The organism is Micromonospora sp. CPCC 206061 (genome assembly GCF_036906915.1).
GTDB lineage: Bacteria > Actinomycetota > Actinomycetes > Mycobacteriales > Micromonosporaceae > Phytohabitans.
In genome coordinates this window covers 1-24,702 of record NZ_JBAKHX010000030.1, presented here as the reverse complement: position 1 = coordinate 24,702, position 24,702 = coordinate 1, and the positions used below count along the sequence as shown (strand labels likewise).

Sequence of the window (24,702 nt, the reverse complement as noted above, 5' to 3'; positions counted from 1 at the left end):
GGACCTGTTGCGGGCCTAGCCTCTGGTTGAGGAGGTCACCATGATTGGGACGATTCTCTGGGCGATCATCGCGGGTGCGATCGTTGGCACGCTGGGCAGGCTGCTGCTGCCCGGCCGCCAGAACATCTCGGTGTGGGTCACGATCGGCGTCGGTATCGCGGCCGCCCTGCTCGGCGGCGTGCTCGCCGACTGGCTGGGCGTCGGGGAGACCAGGGGCATCGACTGGATCCGGCACGCGATCCAGGTCGCCCTGGCGGTGCTCTTCGTGTGGATCGCCGCCAAGGTGATGGGCGGCTCGCAGACCCGCAAGACAGCCTGACAGATACTCCGCGCCCCGAGAATGGGGCGCGGAGCGCGAGACTGGGGCTAGCGTCAGCTGGCTCGCCGGGCGACCACGGCTTGAGCCAGGGCCTCCAGGACGTGGACCGTGGTATCCCAGCCGATGCAGGCGTCGGTGATCGACTGGCCGTAGGTCAGGGGAGCGGTCGGGTCCAGATCCTGGCGGCCTTCCTCGATGAAGGACTCCAGCATCACGCCGACGATGCCGCGCTGTCCGGCCGCCATCTGCTCGGCGATGTCGGTCACCACGACCGGCTGGCGGGTGTAGTCCTTGCCGCTGTTGCCGTGACTCGCGTCGATGACCACCCGCTCGGGCAGCCCGGCCGCGCGGAGCTGGGCGAGCGCGCCGGCCACGTCGTCGGCGCTGTAGTTGGGCTTGCCGCTGCCGCCACGCAGCACGAGGTGGCAGTCGGAGTTGCCGCGGGTGTGCAGGATCGCTGGGGTGCCGGACACGTCGACGCCGGTGAAGACGTGCGGCACACCAGCGGCCCGGATGGCGTCGACGGCCGTGGAGATCGCCCCGTCCGGGCGGTTCTTCATGCCGATCGGCATCGACAGGCCGGAGGAGAGCTGGCGGTGCACCTGGCTCTCGACGGTGCGCGCGCCGATCGCGCCCCACGCCACGGTATCCGCGATGTACTGCGGAATGATCGGGTCGAGGAACTCACAGCCCACCGGCAGGCCCTTGCGCGACACCTGGAGCAGCAGCGACCGCGCGGTGCGCAGGCCGGTGTTGACGTCGCCGGAGCCGTCCAGGCGCGGGTCGTTGATCAGGCCCTTCCAGCCGACCGTGGAGCGCGGCTTCTCGAAGTACACCCGCATCACGATCAGCAGGTCGTCGGCCAGGCGCGCGGCGGTGTCGGCGAGCCGGTCGGCGTATTCGAGGGCGGCGGCCGGGTCGTGTACCGAGCAGGGGCCGACGACCACCATCAGCCGGTCGTCTTCCCGGTCGAGCACGCGGGCGACCGCGCGCCGCCCCTCGAGCACGGCCGCCGAGAGATCCTCGTCGAGCGGGTGCTCGTGGTGGAGCAGCGCGGGGGTCATCAAGGGGACGACCTTGTCGATGCGTTGGTCGCTGACCCGTTGAACGCTTGGGAGTGTCACTGGAAATCCTTCCGCCAGCTTCCCGGGGCCGGCATCCCCAGGTTGTAGCCGGCTGCGTTTCGCATGCAGAAGGGCAGGAGCTTCTCGCTCCTGCCCAGCCGGCCTCTGGCGGTGTCTGGTGACGTCAGGTCATGGCTTCATGGCCGAGTCACCGGCACAGGGGCCGGCCTCGTAAACCACAGATACCATCGCGTCACGCCGGCCAGCATACCCTGGCCGGCCATGATCACCAGATCCGGAAGCTGTCCACCTGCGCCGCACCCGTGAAGACGAGGTACACGTCGTGCCGCCCCGCCGCGCGCCGGAGGTTGCCAGTGGCGGCGGTCCAGGCGTACCGGTCGCCCGTCGCGGGCACGGCGAGCGTGCCGAGCAGCCGTCCGCTCGGGCTGCCGAGCCGCACCTGGATGCCGGCGGGGGCGGTGCCCGGCGTGGAGACCCGTGCCGTGATCTTCGTGACACCCCTGCCGAGGTTCGCGTCCGCGAACTTGATCCACTGACCGGAGGCGGTCGCGGCCACGGCCGTACCCGCGCTCTTGGTGGTGTCCACGAGCGTGGTGCCCGCGTAGTCGTCGAACGTCCACGCGGACGTGGCGGTGCGCAGGTCGCGTGGCGGGATGGTCTCGCCGTTCACGCGGAGCGTCGTGGTGCGCCGGATGTCAGTGGCCGAGGCGCCGACCAGGATGTCGTAGGTGCCGCTCTCGACCACGGGCCGGCTTCGGGTGACGTCCCAGAACGCGAGGTCCGACCGCTTGAGCGGGATGCGCACGGTCTTCTTCTGGCCCGGTGCCAGGCTCACCTTGGCGAACCCGCGCAGCTGCTTGACCGGCTGCGTCGTGCGGGACTTGCGCTGGTGGGTGTAGAGCTGAACGGTCTCGTTGCCGGCGCGGGTGCCGGTGTTGGTCACGTCGACCGAGACCGACGAGGCGTCGACCCGCAGCGCCGAGTACCCGAACGTCGTGTAGCTGAGCCCGTGCCCGAAGGGGTAGAGCGGCGTGCCGCGGTGATAGAGGTACGTCATGCCGGTCTTGGCGATGTCGTAGTCGAGGATGCTGGGCAGTTCGGCGTCCGACCGGTACCAGGTCTGGGTGAGCCGGCCGCTCGGGTTGTGGTCGCCGAAGAGCACGTCGGCGATCGCGTGCCCGGTCTCCTGCCCGGCGTGGCTGGTCCACAGGATGGCCGGCACGTTGGCCTGCTCCCAGTTGATCGTGGTGGGGTAGCTGTTCTCCAGCACCATGACGGTGTTCGGGTTGGCCTGCCGGACCGCCTTGACCAGCGCGGCTTGGCCCTCAGCGAGCGCCGTTGAGACGCGGTCGTTGGTCTCGCGACCGTTGATCGCCGGCATGCTGCCAACCACGACGACCGCTACGTCGGCGCCCTTGGCCGCGGCGACCGCCTCCTGCACACCGCTGCGCACGGTCTCCTTCGCGAAGCGGGCGGCGGTGGCGGCGGTCTCCGCCCCCAGAGCCAGCTTCCCGGCCGCGTCCACGGTCAGGTACCGCACCGGTGGGAACCATGGCTCGCGCGTCTCGTAGCCGGCGTACCGGATGACGAACGTGCCGTCGCTCTGCTCCTCCAGCTTGAACTGCTGCTGGACGTACCAGCTGTTTGGCTGCGCGTCGCGGGTGACGAACGGTCCCCAGTTGTACCCGAGCACCTTGTTGGTGGCCACGTTACGCAGGCTCAGCAGGCTCTGGCCCCAGTCGAAGACGTCGAACTGCGCGGCGTCACCCGCGGTGGTGGAGCCGAGCCCCACGTGGTCCGCGTCGGTGGTGCCGGTCGCGGTGACGTACCGGCCGGTAGCCACGTCGCGCAGCGCGATCCGGTCGACGCCCTCGCTGCCGACCACGGTGGCGCCGGCGCCCAGCCGCTCCTGGATGCCCTGGCGGGGCGTGACCGCATACGGCAACGAGCCGCTGTACCAGTCGGTGTAGAGGGTGTTCTCCAGCGGGCCGACGACGGCGACCTTGCGGGTCTTGGACGGTGACAGCGGCAGCGTGTTGCCGGCGTTCTTCAGCAGCACGACCTGCTCGTCGGCGGCCTGCCGCGCGAGCCGCTGGTGCGCGGGCGAGTTGATGACATCGGGCGTGATGGCCGCGTACGGGTTGCTGCCCGGCGGGTCGAACTCGCCGAGCCGGAACCGGATGGAGAAGATGTGCCGCAGCGCCTCGTCGATGTCGGCCTCAGTGAGCAGTCCCTTGTCGACGGCGGTGCGGATGGCGGTGATGGTCGAGTTTGGATCGCTGCCGTCCTGCGTGAAGCTGTCGATGCCGGCCTTCATCGCGGCGGCGTTCGCCTCCGCCTGCGTGGCGTAGTACCGCTGCGAACCGACCAGGTTGCCGGGGGCGTAGGCGTCGCTGACGACCATGAGGTCCTTGTCGGTCCAGGTGCGCACCTCGGCGTCGAGTGACGGCTCCACTGTGGCCGGTCGGCCGTTGATGAGGTTGTACGAGGTCATCACACCGGTCGCGGCGTCCGCCTCGATCGCGGTCCGGTACGCGGGCAGCTCGTAGTCGTGCAGCAGCCGGGGCGGCAGCATCGAAGAGGCCGTGTCACGCATGATCTCGTTGTTGTTGGCCAGGTAGTGCTTCAGGGTCGGCGCCGACTGGAGGTACACGGGGTGGTCACCCTGCAGGCCCTTGCCGTACGCCGTGGACAGCGCCCCGGTCAGGTACGGGTCCTCGGAGTACCCCTCCTCGTTGCGGCCCCAGCGCGGGTCGCGGAGCAGGTTGACGACGGGTGCCCAGAGGTTGAGCCCGTTGTTCGCCGGGTCCTTGGCGTGGAAGCCGCGCGCCTCCCGCCCGACGGCGGTGCCGACCTGCTTCATGAGGTCGGGGTTCCACGTCGTGGCGAGGCCGATGGCCTGCGGGAAGACGGTGGCCTCGCCGAGCCAGGCGACGCCGTGCAGCGCCTCGGTGCCGGTGCGGAACGGACCGACGCCGAGCCGCGGGATCGCCGGCTGGTACTGGTGCAGCAGCGAGATCTTCTCGTCCAGCGTGAGGCGGCCGACGAGGTCGTCGATCCGCGCGTCCAGCGGCAGGGCCGGGTCGCGGAAGGGGTACGTGTCGTCGGCGCGCGCCACGGCGGCGGGCGCGAGCACGGTCATCGTCACGGTGATCGCCAGGCAGACCTTCAGAAAGCGCACCTTGGTGAGGCTTGTGCATGGCCTAGCTGCCTGTCAATAGTTTGGACGCCATACGAAAGCCCGGCCAACCGGGCTGAACGGGTGACTACGCGAAACCGTTACGAAATCATCGACGCCCTCCGTTGACATGGTGTGGCCGGTCCGTTTAGCTGGGCGGGAATGTGTGTCGAAGCGCTTCGACTCGCATTTCGACGATTAGGAGGTGGCAGTGTTCACCACTCGTACCCGTGCTGCGGCCACCGCGCTGCTCGCTGCCGCGTCGCTGGTCCTCGCCGCCTGTGGCGCGGACGCTGACGATGAGGGTGGCGGCGACGGCAAGGTGTTGAAACTGTGGCACTACGAAGGTGCTACGAGCGCTATGGGTGTCGCCTGGACGGAGGCGATCAAGCAGTTCGAGGCGTCGCACCCGGGCGTCAAGGTGCAGTTCGAGGAGAAGGGCTTCGAGCAGATCCGGCAGAACGCCGGGATGATCCTTAACTCGGACGAAGCGCCGGACATTCTGGAGTACAACAAGGGCAACGCGTCAGCTGGCCTGCTGTCGAAGCAGGGGCTGTTGACCGACCTGACGTCCGAGGCCGGAAAACGCGGCTGGGACAAGATTTCGTCAAGCATCCAGACCACCTGCAAGTATGACGAGCAGGGCATCATGGGTGGCGACAAATGGTACGGCGTGCCGAACTACGCCGAGTACGTGATGGTCTACTACAACAAGGACCTCTTCGCGAAGCACAACGTGCAGGTGCCCACCACGCTGGCCGAATTCGAGGCGGCGATGGACACGTTCGTCAAGGCCGGCGTCACCCCGCTGTCGGTGGGCGGCGCGGAGTACCCGGCGCAGCAGATCCTGTACGAGTTGGCCCTGTCGAAGGCGAACCGTTCGTGGGTCGACTCGTTCCAGCTCTACAAGGGCAAGGTCGACTTCAAGGGGCCGGAGTTCACGTACGCGGCCACCACGTTCGCCGACTGGGTCAAGAAGGGCTACATCGCCAAGAACTCGGCCGGCATCAAGGCGGAGGACATGGGCGTGGCGTGGACGCAGGGCAAGTTCCCCATCGTGATCTCCGGTAGCTGGTGGTACGGCCGGTTCGTGGCCGAGGCCAAGGGCTTCCAGTGGGGCACGTTCCTATTCCCCGGCAACAACCTGCACCCAGGCTCCGGCGGCAACATCTGGGTGGTGCCGAACAAGGCCAAGAACAAGGACCTGGCGTACGACTTCATCGACATCACGATGAAGCCGGAGATCCAGGCGCTGCTCGGCAACTCGGGCGGCGTGCCGGTCCTCGGCGACCTCAGCAAGATCACTGACCCGAAGAGCAAGGAGCTGATCGAGAACTTCGAGAAGCTCAACTCCTCGGACGGCCTGGCCTTCTATCCTGACTGGCCGGCGCCCGGCTACTACGACGTGCTCGTGGCCGGCGCGCAGCACCTGATCAACGGCACCAAGGCGCCAGCCCAGGTGCTCGACGAGATCGCCAAGCCGTACAACGACAACCTGACCAGCCTGGGTAAGTAAGTGGCCACATCGACGCAGGTGGAGCGGCGCCCGATCGCGGGCGCCGCTCCCGCTCGCCGGCGCCGCCGACGGAGCGCCGGTGGCTACGCGATATTTCTCATCCCCGGCGTGCTGCTGTCGCTCGTCGTCATCGTCGTGCCGCTGTTGATGAACGTCGGCATCAGCTTCACCCGCTGGCAGGGCGTGGGCACGCCGGAATGGATCGGGCTCGACAACTACACCCGGCTGCTCGACGACGAGAACTTCTGGGCCTCGTTCCGCAATATCATCTTTTTGATCGTCGCGATGGCGGTCGTGCCGACGCTGCTCGGACTGGTGCTCGCCGCCGTGCTCTTCGACTACGTGGGCAAGCAGATCGGGCCGCGCACGGCCAGCGCGTTCCGCTCCGGCTTCTACCTGCCGCAGGTGCTGCCGGTGGCGGTCACCGGCATCGTGTGGGGCTGGATCCTCAACCCGAGCTTCGGCGCGCTCAACGCGATCCTCACCAACGCCGGTCTCGACGCGCTCGCGAAGAACTGGCTCGGCGACCCCGCGTACGCGCTCTACAGCATCATGGTGATCATGATCTGGTTCCAGCTCGGATACCCGGTCGTGATGTTCATGTCCGGGCTCCAGCGGGTGGACCCGGAGCTCTACGAAGCGGCGGCGATCGACGGCGCAGGCTGGTGGCAACGGTTCCGGCGGATCGCGATACACCTCATCAAGCCTGAGATCTACGTGGTGCTGGTGACCACGACGATCGCGGCACTCAAAATCTTCGGGCAGATCTTCGTGCTCACCCGGGGCGGACCGGGAAACGCCACGCTCGTGCCGTCGTACTTCGCGTACCAGAACTTCTTCGAGAAGGCCCAGGTCGGGTACGGGTCGGCGATCGCCACCGTGCTGACCGTCATCATCGTCGTGCTGGCCGTGGTGTTCCTGCAGATCCAGGCGCGTAGCGAAAGGCGGGATCTCCTATGACCACGCGCCTGTCGCGGCCCGCGGTACTGGCGGTCCTCACGCTGCTGGTCATCGTCGTCCTGTCGCCGTTCGGGCTGGTCGCGCTCAACGCGGTGAAAAGCCCGGCCGATTACGCGTCGGACGGTCCGCTCTCGTTGCCGGACAGCCTGTACCTCAAGGGAATCACGGACTTCTGGATCCGCGTCGACTTCGGCGAGAAGCTCTTCAACAGCTTCCTCATCAGCGCCAGCGTGGCCGTGCTCGCGGTCATCGTGTCGATCCTCAACGCGTACGCCCTCGGCATCGGCCGGGTACGCGGGCGCGGCGCGTTTCTGGTCTTCTTCCTGCTCGCCAACCTGCTGCCGCAGGAGGCGCTGGCATATCCGCTCTACTACCTGTCCAAAGAGGTCGGTCTCTACAACACCCAACTCGTCGTCATCATCATCTTCACCGCGATCCAGAGCGCCTTCGGCACCTACCTGCTCTCGTCGGTGTACGCGGCATTTCCGCGCGAGATGCTGGAGGCGGCCGCGATGGACGGCGCCGGCAAGTGGCGCACGCTGTGGCGGGTCGTGGTGCCGATCAGCTGGTCGAGCCTGTCCGTGCTCTTCACGTTCTTCTTCATCTGGACGTGGAACGAGTTCTTCCTGCCGCTCATCTTCCTCATCTCGAACGACAAGCAGACAGTGCCGGTGGCGCTCGGCGTGCTCCAGGGCGACCGGCTCATGGACGCCACGACAACCAGTGCGTCGGCCTTGCTCGGCATCCTGCCAGCCATCCTCTTCTTCCTCATCTTCCAGCGAACCCTGACCCGCGGCGTCATGGCCGGCGCGGTGAAGTAGTGCGGAATCGGAATCCTGGTCGTTCACCGTCGTGGTCAGCCACGGCCGCTACCGGGATCCACAGTCCACGGAAACAGTGCGGAATCGGAATCCTGGTCGTTCACCGTCGTGGTCAGCCACGGCCGCTACCGGGATCCACAGTCCACGGAAACAGTGCGGAATCGGAATCCTGGTCGTTCACCGTCGTGGTCAGCCACGGCCGCTACCGGGATCCACAGTCCACGGAAACAGTGCGGAATCGGAATCCTGGTCGTTCACCGTCGTGGTCAGCCACGGCCGCTACCGGGATCCACAGTCCACGGAAATAGCAACTCCTAGGAGCACCGTTGAAGTTCACCGACGGCTACTGGCACGTACGTGACGGCGTGCACCCGCTCTACCCGGCGGAGGTTCATGACGTCACCGCCGACGGCGACAGCTTGACCGTATACGCGCCGACCGCCCACATCGGACATCGCGGCGACACCCTCAACCGGCCGATGCTCACCGTGCGCGCCGAGTCGCCGATGCCCGACGTCATCGGGATCACCGTCTCCCACTTCGCCGGGCTCACCCCGCGCGGTCCGCGCTTCGACATCGCGACCGTCGACGCACCGGTCACCGTGTCAGCCGAGGACGCCACGCTGACGTCTGGCCGCCTGTCGGTGCGTTTCCGGGAGCGTTGGCGGATGGAGTTTCTCGCTGACGGCGAGGTGCTGACCGCCAGCGAGCGCAAGGCGATGGCCGCCATCGGCACCGACGACGGCGCGCATTACATCCGCGAGCAGCTCCGCCTCGGCGTCGGCACCACCGTCTACGGGCTGGGTGAGCGCTTCGGTGCGCTGGTCAAGAACGGCCAGTCGGTCGACATCTGGAACGCCGACGGAGGCACGAGCAGCGAGCAGGCGTACAAGAACGTGCCGTTCTACCTGACCAACAGCGGGTACGGCGTCTTCGTCGACCATCCCGGGCTGGTGTCGTTCGAGGTGGGCTCGGAAGCGGTGTCCCGGGTGCAGTTCAGCGCGCAGGGCCACGAACTGCGGTACTTCGTCATCTACGGGCCCACGCCGAAGGAAATCCTGCGCAAGTACACGGCGCTGACGGGGCGCCCGGCGTTGCCGCCGGCGTGGTCGTTCGGCCTGTGGCTGACCACGTCGTTCACCACGTCGTACGACGAGGACACGGTGATGAGCTTCGTCGACGGCATGGCCGAGCGCGAACTGCCGCTGTCGGTGTTTCACTTCGACACGTTCTGGATGCGTGAGTTCCACTGGTGCGACTTCGAATGGGACCCGCGCACCTTCCCCGACCCGCACGGGATGCTCAAGCGCCTCAAGGAACGCGGCCTGCGGGTCAGCCTGTGGATCAACCCGTACATCGCGCAGCGGTCCGCACTGTTCGCCGAGGGCGCCGCGGCCGGATACCTGGTGCGCACCGTCAGCGGTGATGTGTGGCAGACCGACCGCTGGCAGGCCGGGATGGGGCTGGTCGACTTCACGAACCCGGACGCGTGCGCCTGGTACGCGGGCAAGCTGCGGGTGCTGCTGGAGATGGGCGTGGACTGCTTCAAGTCCGACTTCGGCGAGCGCATCCCGACCGAGGTGGTGTGGCACGACGGCTCGGACCCGGAGCGGATGCACAACTACTACACGCACCTGTACAACCGCACCGTTTTCGAGTTGCTGCGCGAGTACCGGGGCGACGGTGAGGCGGTGCTGTTCGCCCGCTCAGCCACGGCCGGTGGTCAGCAGTATCCGGTGCACTGGGGTGGTGACTGTGAGTCCACGTTCGAGTCGATGGCCGAGAGCCTGCGCGGAGGGCTGTCGCTGGCGATGTCGGGCTTCGGGTACTGGAGCCACGACATCGGCGGCTTCGAAGGCAGGCCCGACCCGGCCGTCTTCAAGCGCTGGATCCCCTTTGGACTGCTCTCCTCGCACAGCCGGCTGCACGGCAACCACACCTATCGGGTGCCGTGGGAGTTCGACCAGGAGGCGGTCGACGTGCTGCGGGCCTTCACGAGGCTGAAGGCGCGGCTGATGCCGTACCTGTTCGGCGCGGCGGTGACCGCCCACCGCGAGGGCGTGCCGGTGATGCGGCCGATGGTGGCGGAGTTCCCGGAGGACCCGGCCTGCGCCTACCTCGACCGGCAGTACATGCTGGGCGACCGCCTGCTCGTCGCGCCGGTGATGTCGGCGTCCGGCCGCGTCTCGTACTACGTGCCCGCCGGCCGCTGGACCCACCTGCTCACCGGCGACGTGGTCGAAGGGCCGCGCTGGGTCACGCAGACGTGCGGCTTCGACACCGTGCCCGTGCTCGTGCGGCCGGGCACCGCGCTGCCGCTGGGCGCCCGCGACGACCGCCCCGACTACGCGTACCACGACGGTGTCACGCTCCAGCTCTACGAGCCGATCGAGGGCGAGGTACGGGTCGACGTTCCGTCGCTCGACGGCGCGGTCGCGGCCAGCTTCGTCGTGGTCCGTGAGGGCGACGCGATTCGGGTACGCCGTACCGGCGCCGCCGCCCCGTGGCGCGTCGAGGTGGCCGGTCGGGCTGTCGGTGTACCCGATGATGTCGACGAGGCCGAGCTCAGCGTGGCGTAGGCGGCGCGTGCTGGCCCTCGGACGGCGTGGGCTGCTCGTCTTTGATCACCTTGCGCTCCAGGGTGACCTGAGCCTGGCCGGGCCCACCCACCTGGATGTCGTCGTACGCCTGGAGCACCTTGTTTTCGTCGAAGTAGAGCACGGACATCGCCAGCGGCAGTGGCTTCTCGTCTTTCAGGCCGCGTAGCCCGGCGCCGCCGGTGGAACCCTCCACCATCATCCGGGTCGGCATCCCGCCCGGCACCGGCGCGAGCATCGACACCTCGCGCTTGTGCGTGTGCCCGGCCAGGACGAGCGGGCACGTGCCGGTCAGCGCCACCGCGGAGGCCGGGTCGTGCACGAGCGCGATATCGACCGGCCGGTCGGCGGCCTTGATCGTGGTGGCCAGCTGCTGACCGGTGCCGATCACCCGCTCGGCGGTCTGCTTCGAGTTGCCCGAGCCGGCAGGCGAGGTCTCCTTGTCGGGCGTGAAGCGCGGGTCGCCGATGCCGGCGAACGTCAGCCCGGCCACCGTGGCCACCCCGTTGTCCAGCACCACCGCATTGCTCTGCCGGGCCACCGCCGCTGAGGTGGCCACCGAGTCGTGGTTGCCGCGGATGTACACGTACGGCACCTTGAGCAGGCTGATCGAGGCGACGTAGGACGCCTCGGGCTCGCTGCCCCAGTCGGTGACGTCGCCGGTGTCGACCACGACGTCGATGCCGAACTGCTCCACCACCGTGCGGATCATCGACCAGGCGGTCGGGCTGAGGTGCAGGTCTGAGACGTGCAGGACGCTCGTCGTGCCCGGCGCAGGCTGGTACACCGGCAGCGTGGAGACCGTCGTGTAGATCCGGCTCACGTTCGAGACGATGTGCTGCAACTGCTCCGCGTACCTGCCGTAGTTGTCCGCGATCGCCCGCGCGTCACCGACCACGGCCGGCGCGTTGACCAGCAGCCCCTCGTAGCGCGGCTCCTCGATCGAGTTGGGGCGCAGCGTGGCGGCGGCGGTGCCCAGGCTGCTCGCCACGATGGCCAGCGCGATGAAGCCCGACCAGGCCACCCGCCGCACGTTGCGGAAGATGAGCGCGGCCAGCACCATCGCGCACAGCACCGAGACCGCGACTGTGCGCATGACGAGGCGGATCAGTCCCTCTTTGACGTCGTCGAGGGCGGTCTGGCTGGCCCGGGTGATGCCCGCCGGATCGTCCAGCAGGGCCTCGGTGCGCCCCTGGTCGAGCGCGCCCAGGTTGACCGACAGGTGCGTGGGGCCGTCATGGCTGTTGAGGTGCAGCGAGCCGAGCGGCGGGATCGCGACCTCGGAGTCGCCGACGACCGACGGCGTGATCGACATCTCGGCGCGGAACGGGCCCACGTCGGCGTCGGTGTGCGCGCCCAGCAGTACGCCGATGATCACGCCGACCGCCGCGACCCCGAACATCACCAGCGCGAACCCGGCCTTGCGGGATGGGGTCGACCGGACTGCCCTTGCCAAGCCTTGGCCGGTCGCCCGCACGAGGCGGCCGACGTGGCGCTGCTTCTGATCTGTTTCGCTCATACCCTGCTTTAAGTTAGCTCTTTCCGGCCCCGCCGCCAGAGAAGACGAGCCGCAGGATGCGATCGTCGGTCGGATCAGGGTCTCCCCGGCCGTCATGATTCGACGTGGTCAGCCACAGTGAACCATCCGGAGCCGCGATCGCGGTGCGAAGCCGGCCGTACTGCTGGACCAGCATCGGGCGTGGCTGCCCGAAGACGGAGCCGGCGGCGGTGAGCTCGACCAGCCACAGCCGCTCGCCGCGCAGGCAGGCGGCGACCACGACCCGCTCCACGATCGCCATGCCGGAGCAGGAGGAGTCCTTCGGCGACCACACGACCAGCGGGTTCACGAACCGAGGATCGTTCGCCTTTCCCTCGACCGTCGGCCAGCCGTAGTTCTTGCCCGGCTCGATCAGGTTGATCTCGTCCCAGTTGCTCTGCCCGAACTCGGTCGCGTACAGCCGCTTGCTGGCGTCCCACGCGATGCCCTGGACGTTGCGGTGGCCCAGCGACCACATCAGCGAGTCCTTGATCGGGTTGCCGGGCGCCGGCTTACCGTCCGGCGTCATCCGGAGGATCTTGCCGCCGAGGCTTTTCGGATCTTGCGCGAGCCCTCGCTGTGACGCGTCGCCCGTCGTGGCGTACAGGAAGCCGTCCGGCCCAAATGCGAGCCGCCCGCCATTGTGGATGCCCGACAGCGGGATGCCGGTGACGATCGGTGTGGGCTCGCCGCCCAGCACCAGCTTGGCGACCCGGTTGTCCTGGGCGGTGGAGTAGTACACGAAGACGGTCTTGTCGGCGTCGTATTTCGGCGACACCGCGATGCCCATCAGGCCGCCCTCACCCCCCGCGTCCACCTCGTCGAGCGTCTGAACGGGGGTCACCTTGAGGCCGTCCGTCGTGGACTCCGGCCCGATCTTCAGAATCTTGCCAGTGTCGCGCTCGGTGACCAGTGCGCCACGGTCCGGCAGGAACGACACGCCCCACGGCACGCGCAGACCCTTGGCGAGCACCGTCGCCGCGATCTGCTGGTTGACACCATCCTGCGGCGTGGCGGTCACCGTCGGGGTGGGGAACGTCGGGGGCTCGCCGGCCTCGTCGGGCGCGGGCTCGCCGAAGCTACAGCCGCCCGCTGCCATGGTCAGGACCACAGCGGCGGCGGCGGCGCGGGCGCGGGCAGTCACCCGGCCAGGGTAGCCGGGTCACCTTGAGAGCCATCGCGCCGCGTGAACACCCACGCCCTCATGAGGAGGAACGGAGCACGGTCGCGGCGAGGATCCGCGGCGGCGCCCCACCCCAGCTAGGGTCGAGCCGTGAAGGTGTGGATACCGCACGAGCAGGGCCTCGATCTGATCGGTGACGTGCCCGAGGGTGTCACCGTCGAGGTTGCCCCGCAACCCGACGTGCTGCCCTCAGACCCTGGTGACGTGCGGTTCTGGGTGCCGCCGTTCCTGGCGCTCGCCGATTCGGTGCCGCTGGCGGCGAAGATGCCCGAGCTGCAGGTCGTGCAACTGCTGTCGGCCGGTGCCGACACGTGGGTCGGCCGGTTGCGGGAGCGCGTGACGCTGTGCGACGCGCGCGGGGTACACGACTCCGGCACCGCCGAGTGGGTGGTGGCGGCGATCCTGTCGTTCCTGCGGGAGTTCCCGGGCTTCGCGCGGGCCCAGGCGGCGAGCGACTGGGCGTACAAGAGATATGCCCCCACCGACGAGCTGGCTGGCAAGCGGGTGCTGATCGTCGGCGCGGGGTCGATCGGAGAGGCTCTGGCGGCGCGCCTGGCGCCGTTCGAGGTGAGCCTGACCCGGGTGGCGCGCACCGCGCGCCCTGCTGAGGGCGTCCACGGCGTCGACGAGCTGCCCGCGCTGCTGCCCGAGGCCGACATCGTGGTCGTGATCGTGCCGCTCACCGCACAGACCCGCGGCATGATCGACGCCGCGTTCCTGGCCGCGATGCCCGACGGGGCGCTGCTGGTCAACGCGGCCCGCGGCCCGGTCGCCGACACGGCCGCGCTGCTGGCCGAGGTGTCCACGGGGCGGATCGGCGCGGCGGTCGACGTGACTGATCCGGAGCCGTTGCCCGCCGATCATCCGCTGTGGACGCTGCCGAACGTGCTGATCACGCCGCACGTCGCGGGCTCGGTGCGCGGGCTGCTGCCGCGCGCATACGGCCTGGTGGGTGCGCAGTTGCGCCGCTTCGTCGCCGGCGAGCCCTTGGAAAACCAGGTGGTCGGGGGCTACTGAGCCGGCTTGCTGGCCTCGGTGAGCCGCGGCAGATCACCGACGCGTACGGCGGTGAGCGGCACCACCTGCCCATTGGTGAGCCGGGCGAGCGCGCGCCCGCGTGAGTCGCCGCCCAGCTCCCTGATGTCGGACCAGGGGATCTGGCGGTCGCCGAGCAGGGCGCGCACGCGAATCCCGGCTGGGGTCGCGTCGGTGCCGGCCCGCCATGCCCAGACCACCACCGCGATGGGGATGAGCAGCACCGGCGCGAGATACCACGACACGCTCGCCACCGGCACCGCGCCGATCAGCGCGACGAGCGCGGCGACCGCGATCGCCCCGTGGGGCCGGAACCGGACGATGGTCGGACTGCTCACGTTCCGATCCTCGCACGAGCCCGCGCCGCCCCGATCGCGGGCCGCTCCGACCCGACCGGCAAGCGGGATGACGGGTGATCCCAGATACTGGGGCGTAACCCGCCGCCTCGGCGGTCGTTTACGGTCATAGGTGCGGTGTCGTCACGAGCGTGCCGCGCCACCCCTCCGCCCTCTTCCGCAGAGGACCTGGCAGTGTCCCTCACACGCGCCCGGATCAGCGCCGCCCCGCTAGTCGACGGGGTGGTTGCCATGGTGGCGGCTGCCCTCCTGGCGGCTGCCTACGCGGGCGCGGTGCGCCCGGTCCTCGCGATCGCCTTCGCGTCCGGCGTTGTCGGCGCCGTGACAGGCTTCCAGCTCATCCGGTTGGCGTTGCAGATCCACGCCGCCCAGCACTCGTTCGGGCCGTGCCGCGGCGCCGGCTTCCTTGGGGTCGGAGTCCTTGCCGGCGGCGGCTCGGTGGCGGCTCTGGCCTGGACGGCCCAGTCGGTGATCACGGCAATCGGGCTGGGTGTGACGGTGGTGGCGTTCGTGCTGGGCGTGCTGCTGCTGCCCGGCGCGGCCACGACCACGGGTTTGCGGCTGCGGCGCGCGTGTGACGGCTTGAGCATCGGCGTCAGCCTGGCCTTCGCCGGGTGGCTGATGCCGCCGCCCGGTGGCATGCCGCCCGCCGCGCTCGCCGGGTTCCTCTTCGCGGTCGGCGGGTTGTCGATCGTCACCGTGACCGCGCTGCGCGCCGCGCACTACCGGCGCGCCGCCCTGCTCTGCGGGGGCGGCGCGGGCGTTTCGGTGCTCGGGCTTGCGCTGCTGACGATGCTGCTCGCGTATGGAGCGCCCGACCACACGCTGCTGGCCGCCTCGGCGGGCCTGGTCGTAGGACCGCTACTGATCATGGCAGGCGCGCGCCGCGCCGACGTGGTCGACGAGCCCGACCCGGTCGACGAGCCGCAGACCCGGCTCTCCAGCTATCCGCTGCTCACCGTGCCGGCGCTGCTCGCGATGCTGGCCGCGCTCTACCACCTGATCACCGTGGGCAGCTTCGACCACACCTCGATCCTCTTGGGACTGGCGGTCATACCGACCGTCGTGATCCGCGAGGTGATGTCGGCGGCGGACGTCCGGCGGTACGCGCGGCGCCTCGCCGAACAGGGCGCGCACTTCCGCTCGCTGGTCTCCGGTGCCAACGACCTCACGATGGTGGTCGACGACGACCTGGTGGTGCGCTGGCAGTCGCCGGCGGCTGCCCGGCTCTTCGGGCTCTCCGACGCCGATGTGGTGGGCCGGCCGTTCCCAGCGCTGATGCACCCCGACGACGCCGCCGAGGTGACCGCGCTGCTGACGGCGGTGCTCGCCGAGCGCGAGACGCCGGGGCGGCCGCCACTGGTCAACGCGCGGCTCCGCGACGGGTACGGCGTGTGGCGTGACACCGAGTCGACCGTTGGAGACCAGCGGGCCATTCCCGAGGTCGGCGCGCTCGTGGTGCACGTGCGCGACGTGGGCGAGCGCCGGCACCTGGAGCGCACGCTGCACCAGCTCGCGTTCACCGACCAGCTCACCGGCCTGCCCAACAGGCGCGAGCTGATGCGCACGATCGTCAGCCAGCGCGAGCTGAGCGGCCACATGGGCGCGCTGCTGGTCATCGACCTGCACGGCATGACCGAGGTCAACGAGGTGCGCGGGCGGGAGATCGGCGACGCCGTGCTCATCGAGGTGGGCCGGCGGCTGCGCATCACCGTCGGGCGCGATGACCTGCCGGCACGCCTGTCCGGCGACGAGTTCGCGGTGGTCACCGTCGAGGGACCGATGCTCGCGTACGCCCTGGGCACGCGCCTGCTCACCGCGCTGACCGAGCCATACCACCTCCCCGGCATGATCGTGCACCTCAATGTGAGCATCGGCTTGGCCGAGCTGACCACCGGCGACACGGTCGACGATGTGCTGCGCCGCGCCGATCTGGCCCGGCGGCGCGCCCGGCAGCTCGGGCGCGACCGGATCGAGTGGTACGACAGCTATCTCGAAGAGCAGCTCCTGCACCGGATGGATCTCGAACGTGAGCTGCCCGGCGCCCTCGACCGGGGCGAGTTCGACGTGGTGTACCAGCCTGTGCTGGCGCTGCCGGAGCGGCAGCCGGTGGGCGTGGAGGCGCTGCTGCGCTGGCGCAACCCGACGCTGGGCACCGTGTTGCCGGCCGAGGTGATGCCGGTCGCCGAAGACCTGGGGATCGCTGGTGAGATCGACCAGTGGGTGCTGGCCACCGCCTGCCGGCAGCTCATCTCGTGGTCGGCAGCCGGCCGCGACCTGTGGCTGGCCGTCAACGTCTCGCCGCGCGAGCTGGTGAGCAGCGACTTCGTCACCCGCGTCAAGGCGGTGCTGGCCGAGCACGAACTCCCGCTGGAACGGCTGGTCGTCGAGGTGGCCGAGGCGCAGGTGGCGTTCGACGTGCCGGCGGTGGTCGCGCAGCTCGGCGCGTTGCGGGCGATCGGGGTACGCACGGCGCTGGACGACTTCGGGGCCGGGCAAGCGTCGTTGGCGCAGCTGCGGCGGCTTCCGGTCGACCTGTTGAAGATCGACGGCGCGGTGGTGGCCGCGTCGGCGAACTGGCAGCCGGGTGATCCGCCGGGGCACAGCCGGCCGCTCATCGACGTGGTTGTCAACCTGGGCAAGCGCCTAGGGCTGGAGATCATCGCCGAAGGGCTGGAGTCGAACGCGCAGGTCAGCCAGGCCGAGGCGGCGGGCTGCCACCTCGGCCAGGGCTTCGCGTTGGCGCACCCGGCCCCGGCTGAGCGCGTGGAGGCCTTCCTCGAAGACCACCGCGCGCCCAGCTAAGGGGAGCCGGTCAGGCGGCCGTGTAGCCCGGCACCGGGAACGCGGAGACCAGGTCGCGGACCTCGCCCGCGATCCGCGCCAGCGCCGCCTCGTCGTCCTTGATCGCGGCGGTCACCGCGTCGTCCATCCACGCCGCCACCTGCGGCATGTGCTCCTCGGTGAGGCCGCGTGTGGCGAGCGCCGCGGTGCCGAGCCGGATGCCGGACGGGTCGAACGGCTTGCGGGTGTCGTACGGAACGGTGTTGTAGTTGAGCTCGATGCCCGCCCGGTCGAGCGCCTGCGCCGCCGGCTTGCCCCCGATGCCTTTGCTCGTGAGGTCGGCGAGGATCAGGTGGTTGTCGGTGCCGCCCGAGATGAGGTCGAAGCCCCGCTCGGTGAGCGCGGTGGCGAGCGCCTTCGCGTTGGCGACCACCTGTGCGGCGTACACGCGGAATGCCGGCTGGGAGGCCTCGCGCAACGCGACCGCGATGGCCGCGGTGGTGTGGTTGTGCGGGCCGCCCTGCAGGCCGGGGAAGACGGCCTTGTCGACGGCGGTGGCGTGCTCGGCGGTCGACAGGATCATCGCGCCGCGCGGGCCGCGCAGGGTCTTGTGCGTTGTGGTGGTGATGACCTCGGCGTAGCCGACGGGCGACGGGTGCGCGCCACCGGCGATCAGGCCGGCGATGTGCGCGATGTCGGCTGCCAGCACGGCGCCGACCTCGCGGGCGATCTCGGCGAACCTTGGGAAGTCGATGGTGCGCGGGATCGCGGTGCCGCCCGCGAAGATGACCTTCGGCCGCTCCTTGAGGGCCAGGTCGCGCACCTCGTCGAAGTCGACGAGGCCGGTCTCGCGGGACACCCCGTATCGCACGGAGTTGAACCACTTGCCGGTGGCCGACACCGACCAGCCGTGCGTGAGGTGGCCACCCATCGGCAGCGCCATGCCCATGACGGTGTCGCCGGGTGACAGGAACGCCAGGTAGACGGCGAGGTTGGCGGGTGAGCCGGAGTATGGCTGGACGTTGGCGTGGTCGACGCCGAAGACCGCCTTGGCCCGCTCGATCGCGAGGGTCTCGATGGGGTCGATGAGCTGCTGGCCCTCGTAGTACCGCTTGCCGGCGTAGCCCTCGGAGTACTTGTTGGTGAGCACGGTGCCGCTGGCTTCGAGCACGGCGGTGGAGACGTAGTTCTCGGAGGCGATCATCCGCAGCTTGTCGTGCTGCCGCTGCGCCTCCTGCTCGACCAGCCCGGCCAGTTCAGGGTCGGTCGCGGTCAGCGTGGGGATCGGTGGTACGTGCACGTGCGTCCTCCTGGCATGTCGACGCTGACCGGCACCCAGGCGCGCGGTGCTTCGGTCGTTGGTCGCTCCCCGGTGGTCCTTTCCACCTTGATCTGCGCCAGTCGCGAGTACGAGGCCAATCCTAGTCGGTCAGCGTGGCGGTGCTGTGCTCCCACGGGGGGTGAGGTGGGCGGTCTCGTGCTGGTACGCCCCGATCTTCTTGCCCTCGATGGCGGCCAGCAGTTGCCGGGCGGCGTGTCCCCCGTACGCGGGGATGTCGCGGCCGAGCGCGGTGAGCGGCGGGTGGGTGAGCTGGCACAGCGCCGAGTCGTCCCACGCCACGATCGAAAGGTCGCCGGGCACGGCGAGCCCCATCTCCTGCGCCACGGCGAGGCCGGCGATCGCCATGACGTCGTTGTCGTACAGGACCGCGGTGGGCCGCTGCGCGGAGCTGAGCAGTCGCCGCGTGGCCCGCGCGCCCTCCTCGCCGGTGTAGTCCGACGGCACGGTGATGGCCTCGACGCCCAGTCGCTGGCACACATCGGCGAACGCCCTGCTTCGGATCTCGGTGTGCAGGAGCTCGGGTAGGCCCCCGACCCGGGCGATCCGCCGGTGGCCGAGCGCCACCAGATATTCCAAGGTCTCGCCGAGCGCGGCCGCGTCGTCGGCCCACACGCAGGCCAGCTCGCCGGTGTGCCCAGGGCCGCCGATCACCACCGCGGGGAGCTGCAACTCTTCCAGTACCGGGACCCGGCTGTCGTCGATCCGCAGGTCGCAGACGAAGACCCCGTCGACGCGCCGCTCGCCCCACCACCGCTTGTACACGGCGATCTCGGCCTCGGGGTCGGCGACGACCTGGAGGGTGAGCGCGTACGACCGGGCGGACAGCTCGGCCTCGACGCCGCTGATCAGCTCCATGAAGAAGGGCTCGATGCCGAGGATGCGCGCGGGCCGGCAGAGCGCGAGCCCGACGGCGTTGGCGGTGGAGCCGGACAGGGCGCGGGCGGCGCTGTTGGGGTTGAAGCCGATCTCCTGCGCGATCGCGAGGATGCGCTGGCGGGTCGCCTCGGAGACGCCCGGTTGGCCGTTCAACGCGTACGAGACGGCGCCCTTCGACACGCCGGCTCGGCGCGCGATGTCGGCGATGGTCGGCCGCTTCACGTGCGCTCCTTCTCAGGCAAAGGATCCTTACCGTACCGCCGGACACCCTGGTCGTGTGGAGGCGGCAAAACACTTGCTCGGTTAAGCATGCACCATTGACACTCGTATCGACCGGTCATACCGTGTGCGTACTCAACCGGTTCAGTCAACATCTTTCGATGAGGCGGCAAGTGACTTCCGGGATTAAGGGGTAACCGTATGGGCTCGTACCGACCGCTGCACGACGGTTGGACGGTAGCGCTGGCCGCCGCGTCGCCGCTTCCGGCTGACTTTCCGGTCAGTCCGGTGCCGGCAGAGGTGCCTGGTTGCGTGCATACCGACCTGCTGGCCGCGGGCCGCATTCCCGATCCGTATCTCGACGAGAACGAAAACGCGCTGCGCTGGATCGGCCACAGCGACTGGGTGTACGAGACCACGTTCGCGTGGGACGGCACGAGCGAGCCGCGCGTCGACCTGGTCTGCGCCGGGCTCGACACGGTCGCGACCGTCACGCTCAACGACGTTGAGCTCGGTACAACGGCCAACATGCACCGCGCCTACCGGTTCGACGCCAGGCCACACCTGCGCACCGGCGACAACACGCTGCGCGTGCGATTCGACTCCGCGTACCGGTACGCCGAGGCGGTCCGCTCCCAGGTCGGCCCGCTGCCCAGCGCGTACACGGACCCGTACAACTTCATCCGCAAGATGGCGTGCAACTTCGGCTGGGACTGGGGCCCCAACGTGGTCACCGCCGGCATCTGGCAGCCGATCGGCCTGCACGCCTGGCGCAGCGCGCGCCTTGCCACCGTCCGTCCACTGGTGACGGTCGAGGGCGGCGACGGACGCGTGTCGGTGCACGTCGAGGTCGAGCGAGAAGGCTCAGAGGCCCTGACGCTGAGCGCCGCCGTTGCGGGCGTCCGCGGCGAGGTCACCATCGCGCCAGGAGAGCGCACGGCCGTCATCGACCTCACCGTCCGCGACCCCGAGCTGTGGTGGCCGAGGGGGTACGGCGACCAGGCGCGCCACCTGCTAGACGTCACCCTGAGCGGTGCTGACGGCAGGGTACTGGACGTGTGGCAGCGGCGGATCGGGTTCCGGTCGTTGCGGCTCGACACGACACCCGACGCGGATGGCACGCCGTTCACCATCGTCGTCAACGACGTGCCGGTCTTCGTCCGCGGCGTCAACTGGATCCCCGACGACACCTTCGTGACCCGGGTGACCCGCGAGCGGTACGCCGAGCGGCTCACGCAGACGCGCGAGGCCAACGTCAACCTGCTGCGCATCTGGGGCGGCGGCCGGTACGAGTCGGACGACTTCTACGACCTGTGCGACGAGTACGGGCTGCTCGTCGCACAGGACTTCCTCTTCTCCTGCGCCGCCTACCCCGAGGAGGAGCCGATCGCCTCCGAGGTGGCGGCCGAGGCGCGCGAGCAGGTGGTGCGGCTCAGCAGCCACCCAAGCCTCGTGCTCTGGTTTGGTAACAACGAAAACATCTGGGGATGGCACGACTGGAACTGGCAGGCCACCCTCGAAGGCCGCACCTGGGGCGCCGGGTACTACCTGCGCCTGCTGCCCGCGATCGTCGACGAGCTCGACCCCACCCGCCCGTACTGGCCCGGCAGCCCGTACTCCGGACGCGAGGACCTGCACCCCAACGAGCCCGCGCACGGCAGCATGCACATCTGGGACGTGTGGAACGAGCGCGACTACGTGCACTACCGGGACTACCGGCCGCGGTTCGTCGCCGAGTTCGGCTATCAGGCGCCGCCGGTGTACGCGACGCTGCGGCGGAGCATCAGCGACGACCCGTTGACGCACGACTCACCCGGCATGCTGCACCACCAGAAGGCCATCGACGGCGACGCCAAGCTGCGCCGCGGGCTCGACGCGCACATGCCGGTGCCGCGCGACTTCGACGACTGGCACTACCTCACACAGGTCAACCAGGCACGGGCGGTCTCGCTCGGACTGGAGCACTTCCGGTCGCTCCGTCCACTGTGCATGGGCGCGGTGATGTGGCAGATCAACGACTGCTGGCCGGTCACCTCCTGGGCCGCCATCGACGGCTACGGGCGCCGCAAGCCGCTCTGGTACGCCATGCGCCGGGCGTACGCCGACCGCCTGCTCACCGTGCAACCCCGCGACGGCTCGCTCGCGCTGGTCGCCGTCAACGACACCGGCCAGCCGTGGACGGCGTCGGCGGCCGTGACCCGACTGGCGGTCACCGGCGAGCCCGGCGCGAAGACCGCTGTCGAGATCAGCGTGCCGGCGCACTCGGCGGTCACGGTGCCGCTGCCGTCCGACGTGTCCACAAGCGACGACCCTCGCCGCGAGCTGCTACTGGCAGAGGCGGACGGGCTGCGCGCGTGGTGGTTCTTCGCCGAGGACCGCGACATCGACTATCCGGCGCCGCGGTGGGAGGCCGCCGTCGACGAGGCGCCGGACGGTTACCGGGTGACCGTGCGAGCCGGCACGATCCTGCGCGACCTCACCCTGTATCCGGACCGCCTCGACCCAGACTCCTCGGTCGACGACGTACTGGTGACGCTGCTCCCCGGAGAGTCCGTGACATTCATGGTGCGCACGAGGCTCCCGCTCGACCCGGCCGCGCTGACAAGCAGGCCGGTGCTGCGCTGCGTAAACGATGTCTCCTCCCCTAGGAGATCTTAATGAAGAAGCGTGCTCTCCTCACCGTCCTCAGTGCATTCGCCGTTCTGGCGCCGGCCGCCCCCGCGGTCGCCGCCCCCGCACCCGCCGGCTTCGTCGTCCGCCACGGCGACGACCTCAAGCTCGACGGAAAGAAGTTCCGCTTCGGCGGCTCCAACAACTACTACCTGATGTACAAGTCCCGCCTGATGGTCGACGACGTCTTCGCCGACGCGAAGAACGCCGGCTTCACCGTGCTGCGCACGTGGGGCTTCCTCGACATCGGCAACCAGGACGGCTCCGGCTCCATCGCCGGCAAGGCCGACGGCGTCTACTTCCAGTACTGGGACGGCACCAAACCGGCGTACAACGACGGGGCCGACGGGCTGGAACGCCTCGACTACGTGCTCAAGGCGGCTGGTGACGCGGGCGTCAAGCTGGTCATCCCGCTCACCAACAACTGGCGCGACTTCGGCGGCATGGACCAGTACGTGAGCTGGCGGGGCGGGCAATACCACGACGAGTTCTACAGCGACCCGGTGATCCGCGGCTGGTACAAGGACTGGATCAGCCACGTCCTCAACCGCACCAACTCGCTGACCGGTGTGAAATACAAGGACGACCCCGCCGTCATGACCTGGGAGCTGGGCAACGAGCCGCGCTGCAAGGGCTCCGGCACATACCCCCAGTCGCCGAACTGCACCACACAGACCCTCATCGGCTGGGCCGACGAAATGACCCGGCACATCAAGTCGATCGACCGGCGGCACCTCGCGAGCGTCGGCGACGAGGGCTTCTTCTGCGACGACCCGGCCAGTTCCGACTGGACGGTCAACTGCGGCGAGGGTGTCGACACCGTCGCGTTCGCCAAGCTGCCAGCGGTCGACGTGATGTCGTACCACCTGTACCCCGACCACTGGGGCAAGGACGCCGCCTGGGGCACGCGGTGGATCAAGCGGCACTCGCGTGAAGCGGCGCGCGTCGGCAAACCGGTCATGCTCGGCGAGTTCGGCCTCCACGACAAGGCGATCCGCAACCCGGTCTTCCAGGACTGGACGGACGCCGTCATCTCGACCGGTGGCACCGGATTCCTGTACTGGATCCTCTCGGGGGTACAGGACGACGGCTCGCTCTACCCCGACTACGACGGCTTCACGGTGTACTGCCCGAGCCCGGTCTGCCTGACCCTCTCGAACGCGACCGACGAGATCCGGCGCGGGTACCGGTCCCGGCCTCCGGTGGCCGACCACGACGCTGCTGTGACCGAGCACGAGACGGCGGTCACGCTCGCGCCGGCGGACAACGACATCGGGTACCGCACCCGCGTCAAGCCGGGCACGATCGACCTGGACCCGGCGACGGCGGGGCAGCAGAGGAGCGTCAGCGTCCAGGGTGGACAGTTCGCCCTCGGCGCCGGCGGCGCCGTGACGTTCACGCCCACCCCCGGTTACTTCGGCAAGGCGACCGGGCACTACACGATCCGCGACCTCGCCGGCCGTAGGTCCAACGTGGCTGACCTCGTGGTGACCGTCCGGCCGCCGGCGTCCGCGCCGATCGTGATCTCGTCGTTCGAGTCCGGCACCGAGGGATGGGCGCCCGCCAACTGGCAGGCCAACGCGGGCACCGTCGAGCCGCAGACCGACTTCGCCACCCACGGGTCGGCGGGGCTGCGGGTCAACGGGGTCGAGGGCGGCTGGTTCGGCGTGGCGTTCGCGGAGCCGCTCGACCTGTCGACCAAGACGAAGATCATGTACGACCTCAAGGTGGGGCCGGTCGACGGTACGAACGCGGCCATCGCGGTTCGCAGCGGGCCGTCCTGGACCTGGTGCCAGTCGACGTTCGCCTGGGTCGTGCAGAACACCACGACCACGTTCACAGCCGACCTGCTGGGTGGCATGAGCTGCGACGTGGCCAGCCTCACCGAGGTACACGACATCTTCATCTACGTAAGCACCGGCACCTTCGACCTCGACTACGTCCGCACCGACTAACCACGCCTCGCGCTCCCGCGCCTCGCGCTCCCGCGCCTCGCGCTCCCGCGCCTCGCGCTCCCGCGCCTCGCGCTCCCGCGCCTCGCGCTCCCGCGCCTCGCGCTCCCGCGCCTCGCGCTCCCGCGCCTCGCGCGGCGCACGCCGCGCGGCGCGCCTGTCGATCAAGGGCGAACGCACGTGCTTTGATCTCCGATCCACGTGCGTTTGCCCTTGATCTGTGAAGGCTTGTGTCAAGTGGTGATGGCGTTGGTTTGGATGAAGCGGTAGAG

General features: G+C 69.4%; 16 protein-coding genes and 1 riboswitch. Of the genes, 9 read left to right on the top strand and 7 right to left on the bottom strand.

The window, feature by feature from the left end; translation table 11 throughout:
• Positions 1-40: 40 nt before the first annotated feature.
• Entirely contained in the window at positions 41-319 is a 279-nt protein-coding gene (locus V6V89_RS20750) for a GlsB/YeaQ/YmgE family stress response membrane protein (RefSeq protein WP_334620837.1), read from the top strand.
• 53 nt (positions 320-372) lie between these two features.
• Here V6V89_RS20750 and V6V89_RS20745 read toward each other — a convergent pair whose 3' ends face one another.
• Both V6V89_RS20745 and V6V89_RS20740 read right to left on the bottom strand, forming a co-directional pair.
• Positions 373-1,443 (bottom strand): 3-deoxy-7-phosphoheptulonate synthase, encoded by a 1,071-nt coding sequence (locus V6V89_RS20745; RefSeq protein ID WP_334620836.1) that lies wholly within the window; start codon positions 1,441-1,443, stop codon positions 373-375.
• A gap of 226 nt (positions 1,444-1,669) precedes the next feature.
• Positions 1,670-4,585 (bottom strand): glycoside hydrolase family 3 protein, encoded by a 2,916-nt coding sequence (locus V6V89_RS20740; protein ID WP_334620835.1) that lies wholly within the window; start codon positions 4,583-4,585, stop codon positions 1,670-1,672.
• A gap of 208 nt (positions 4,586-4,793) precedes the next feature.
• Here V6V89_RS20740 and V6V89_RS20735 point away from each other — a divergent pair, with 208 nt between their 5' ends.
• The 4 genes from V6V89_RS20735 to yicI all read left to right on the top strand — a co-directional run bounded on the left by V6V89_RS20735 (position 4,794) and on the right by yicI (position 10,458).
• Complete coding sequence (locus V6V89_RS20735) at positions 4,794-6,098, top strand: ABC transporter substrate-binding protein (protein ID WP_334620834.1); 1,305 nt, start codon at positions 4,794-4,796, stop codon at positions 6,096-6,098.
• The gene (locus V6V89_RS20730) at positions 6,099-7,058 is read left to right on the top strand and encodes a carbohydrate ABC transporter permease (RefSeq protein ID WP_334620833.1); all 960 of its coding nucleotides are present in this window, start codon (positions 6,099-6,101) and stop codon (positions 7,056-7,058) included.
• A complete protein-coding gene (locus V6V89_RS20725) occupies positions 7,055-7,879 on the top strand; it encodes a carbohydrate ABC transporter permease (protein ID WP_334620832.1) in 825 nt (274 codons plus the stop codon). The genes V6V89_RS20730 and V6V89_RS20725 overlap by 4 nt, the downstream gene beginning before the upstream one ends.
• A 326-nt stretch (positions 7,880-8,205) precedes the next feature.
• The gene (gene yicI, locus V6V89_RS20720) at positions 8,206-10,458 is read left to right on the top strand and encodes an alpha-xylosidase (protein ID WP_334620831.1); all 2,253 of its coding nucleotides are present in this window, start codon (positions 8,206-8,208) and stop codon (positions 10,456-10,458) included.
• On the opposite strand, the gene V6V89_RS20715 is transcribed toward yicI, so the two are convergent.
• Positions 10,445-11,995 (bottom strand): metallophosphoesterase family protein, encoded by a 1,551-nt coding sequence (locus V6V89_RS20715; protein WP_334620830.1) that lies wholly within the window; start codon positions 11,993-11,995, stop codon positions 10,445-10,447. The two genes, yicI and V6V89_RS20715, sit on opposite strands and share 14 nt — an antisense overlap.
• Before the next feature lie 13 nt (positions 11,996-12,008).
• Positions 12,009-13,112, bottom strand: coding sequence for a PQQ-dependent sugar dehydrogenase (locus tag V6V89_RS20710; RefSeq protein WP_334620890.1), 1,104 nt, complete (start codon positions 13,110-13,112; stop codon positions 12,009-12,011).
• A 174-nt stretch (positions 13,113-13,286) separates the two neighbouring features.
• Here V6V89_RS20710 and V6V89_RS20705 point away from each other — a divergent pair, with 174 nt between their 5' ends.
• Entirely contained in the window at positions 13,287-14,213 is a 927-nt protein-coding gene (locus V6V89_RS20705) for a 2-hydroxyacid dehydrogenase (protein WP_334620829.1), read from the top strand.
• On the opposite strand, the gene V6V89_RS20700 is transcribed toward V6V89_RS20705, so the two are convergent.
• Positions 14,207-14,569, bottom strand: coding sequence for a PH domain-containing protein (locus V6V89_RS20700; RefSeq protein WP_334620828.1), 363 nt, complete (start codon positions 14,567-14,569; stop codon positions 14,207-14,209). The genes V6V89_RS20705 and V6V89_RS20700 overlap by 7 nt on opposite strands.
• A gap of 192 nt (positions 14,570-14,761) precedes the next feature.
• On the opposite strand from V6V89_RS20700, the gene V6V89_RS20695 reads away from it, so the two are divergent.
• A complete protein-coding gene (locus V6V89_RS20695; protein WP_334620827.1) occupies positions 14,762-17,392 on the top strand; it encodes a putative bifunctional diguanylate cyclase/phosphodiesterase in 2,631 nt (876 codons plus the stop codon).
• Positions 17,393-17,402: 10 nt separating this feature from the next.
• Here the strand turns inward: V6V89_RS20695 and glyA are convergent, their stop codons facing one another.
• Both glyA and V6V89_RS20685 read right to left on the bottom strand, forming a co-directional pair.
• Positions 17,403-18,671 (bottom strand): serine hydroxymethyltransferase, encoded by a 1,269-nt coding sequence (glyA, locus tag V6V89_RS20690; protein ID WP_334620826.1) that lies wholly within the window; start codon positions 18,669-18,671, stop codon positions 17,403-17,405.
• A 26-nt stretch (positions 18,672-18,697) separates the two neighbouring features.
• A riboswitch (ZMP/ZTP riboswitch) is annotated at positions 18,698-18,786 on the bottom strand.
• A 14-nt stretch (positions 18,787-18,800) separates the two neighbouring features.
• A complete protein-coding gene (locus tag V6V89_RS20685; RefSeq protein ID WP_334620825.1) occupies positions 18,801-19,811 on the bottom strand; it encodes a LacI family DNA-binding transcriptional regulator in 1,011 nt (336 codons plus the stop codon).
• A gap of 198 nt (positions 19,812-20,009) precedes the next feature.
• On the opposite strand from V6V89_RS20685, the gene V6V89_RS20680 reads away from it, so the two are divergent.
• Both V6V89_RS20680 and V6V89_RS20675 read left to right on the top strand, forming a co-directional pair.
• Positions 20,010-22,466, top strand: coding sequence for a glycoside hydrolase family 2 protein (locus V6V89_RS20680; RefSeq protein ID WP_334620824.1), 2,457 nt, complete (start codon positions 20,010-20,012; stop codon positions 22,464-22,466).
• On the top strand, positions 22,466-24,433 hold the full coding sequence (locus tag V6V89_RS20675; protein ID WP_334620823.1) for a cellulase family glycosylhydrolase: 1,968 nt from the start codon (positions 22,466-22,468) through the stop codon (positions 24,431-24,433). The genes V6V89_RS20680 and V6V89_RS20675 overlap by 1 nt, the downstream gene beginning before the upstream one ends.
• The last annotated feature ends 269 nt before the right edge of the window (positions 24,434-24,702 follow it).

Excerpts from the sequence above, each read along its gene's own strand:
- V6V89_RS20715 (WP_334620830.1), bottom strand. The coding sequence starts at position 11,995 with ATGAGCGAAACAGATCAGAAGCAGCGCCACGTCGGCCGCCTCGTGCGG.
- V6V89_RS20710 (WP_334620890.1), bottom strand. The coding sequence starts at position 13,112 with ATGGCAGCGGGCGGCTGTAGCTTCGGCGAGCCCGCGCCCGACGAGGCC.
- V6V89_RS20680 (WP_334620824.1), top strand. The coding sequence starts at position 20,010 with ATGGGCTCGTACCGACCGCTGCACGACGGTTGGACGGTAGCGCTGGCC.
- V6V89_RS20750 (WP_334620837.1), top strand. The coding sequence starts at position 41 with ATGATTGGGACGATTCTCTGGGCGATCATCGCGGGTGCGATCGTTGGC.
- V6V89_RS20675 (WP_334620823.1), top strand. The coding sequence starts at position 22,466 with ATGAAGAAGCGTGCTCTCCTCACCGTCCTCAGTGCATTCGCCGTTCTG.
- V6V89_RS20725 (WP_334620832.1), top strand. The coding sequence starts at position 7,055 with ATGACCACGCGCCTGTCGCGGCCCGCGGTACTGGCGGTCCTCACGCTG.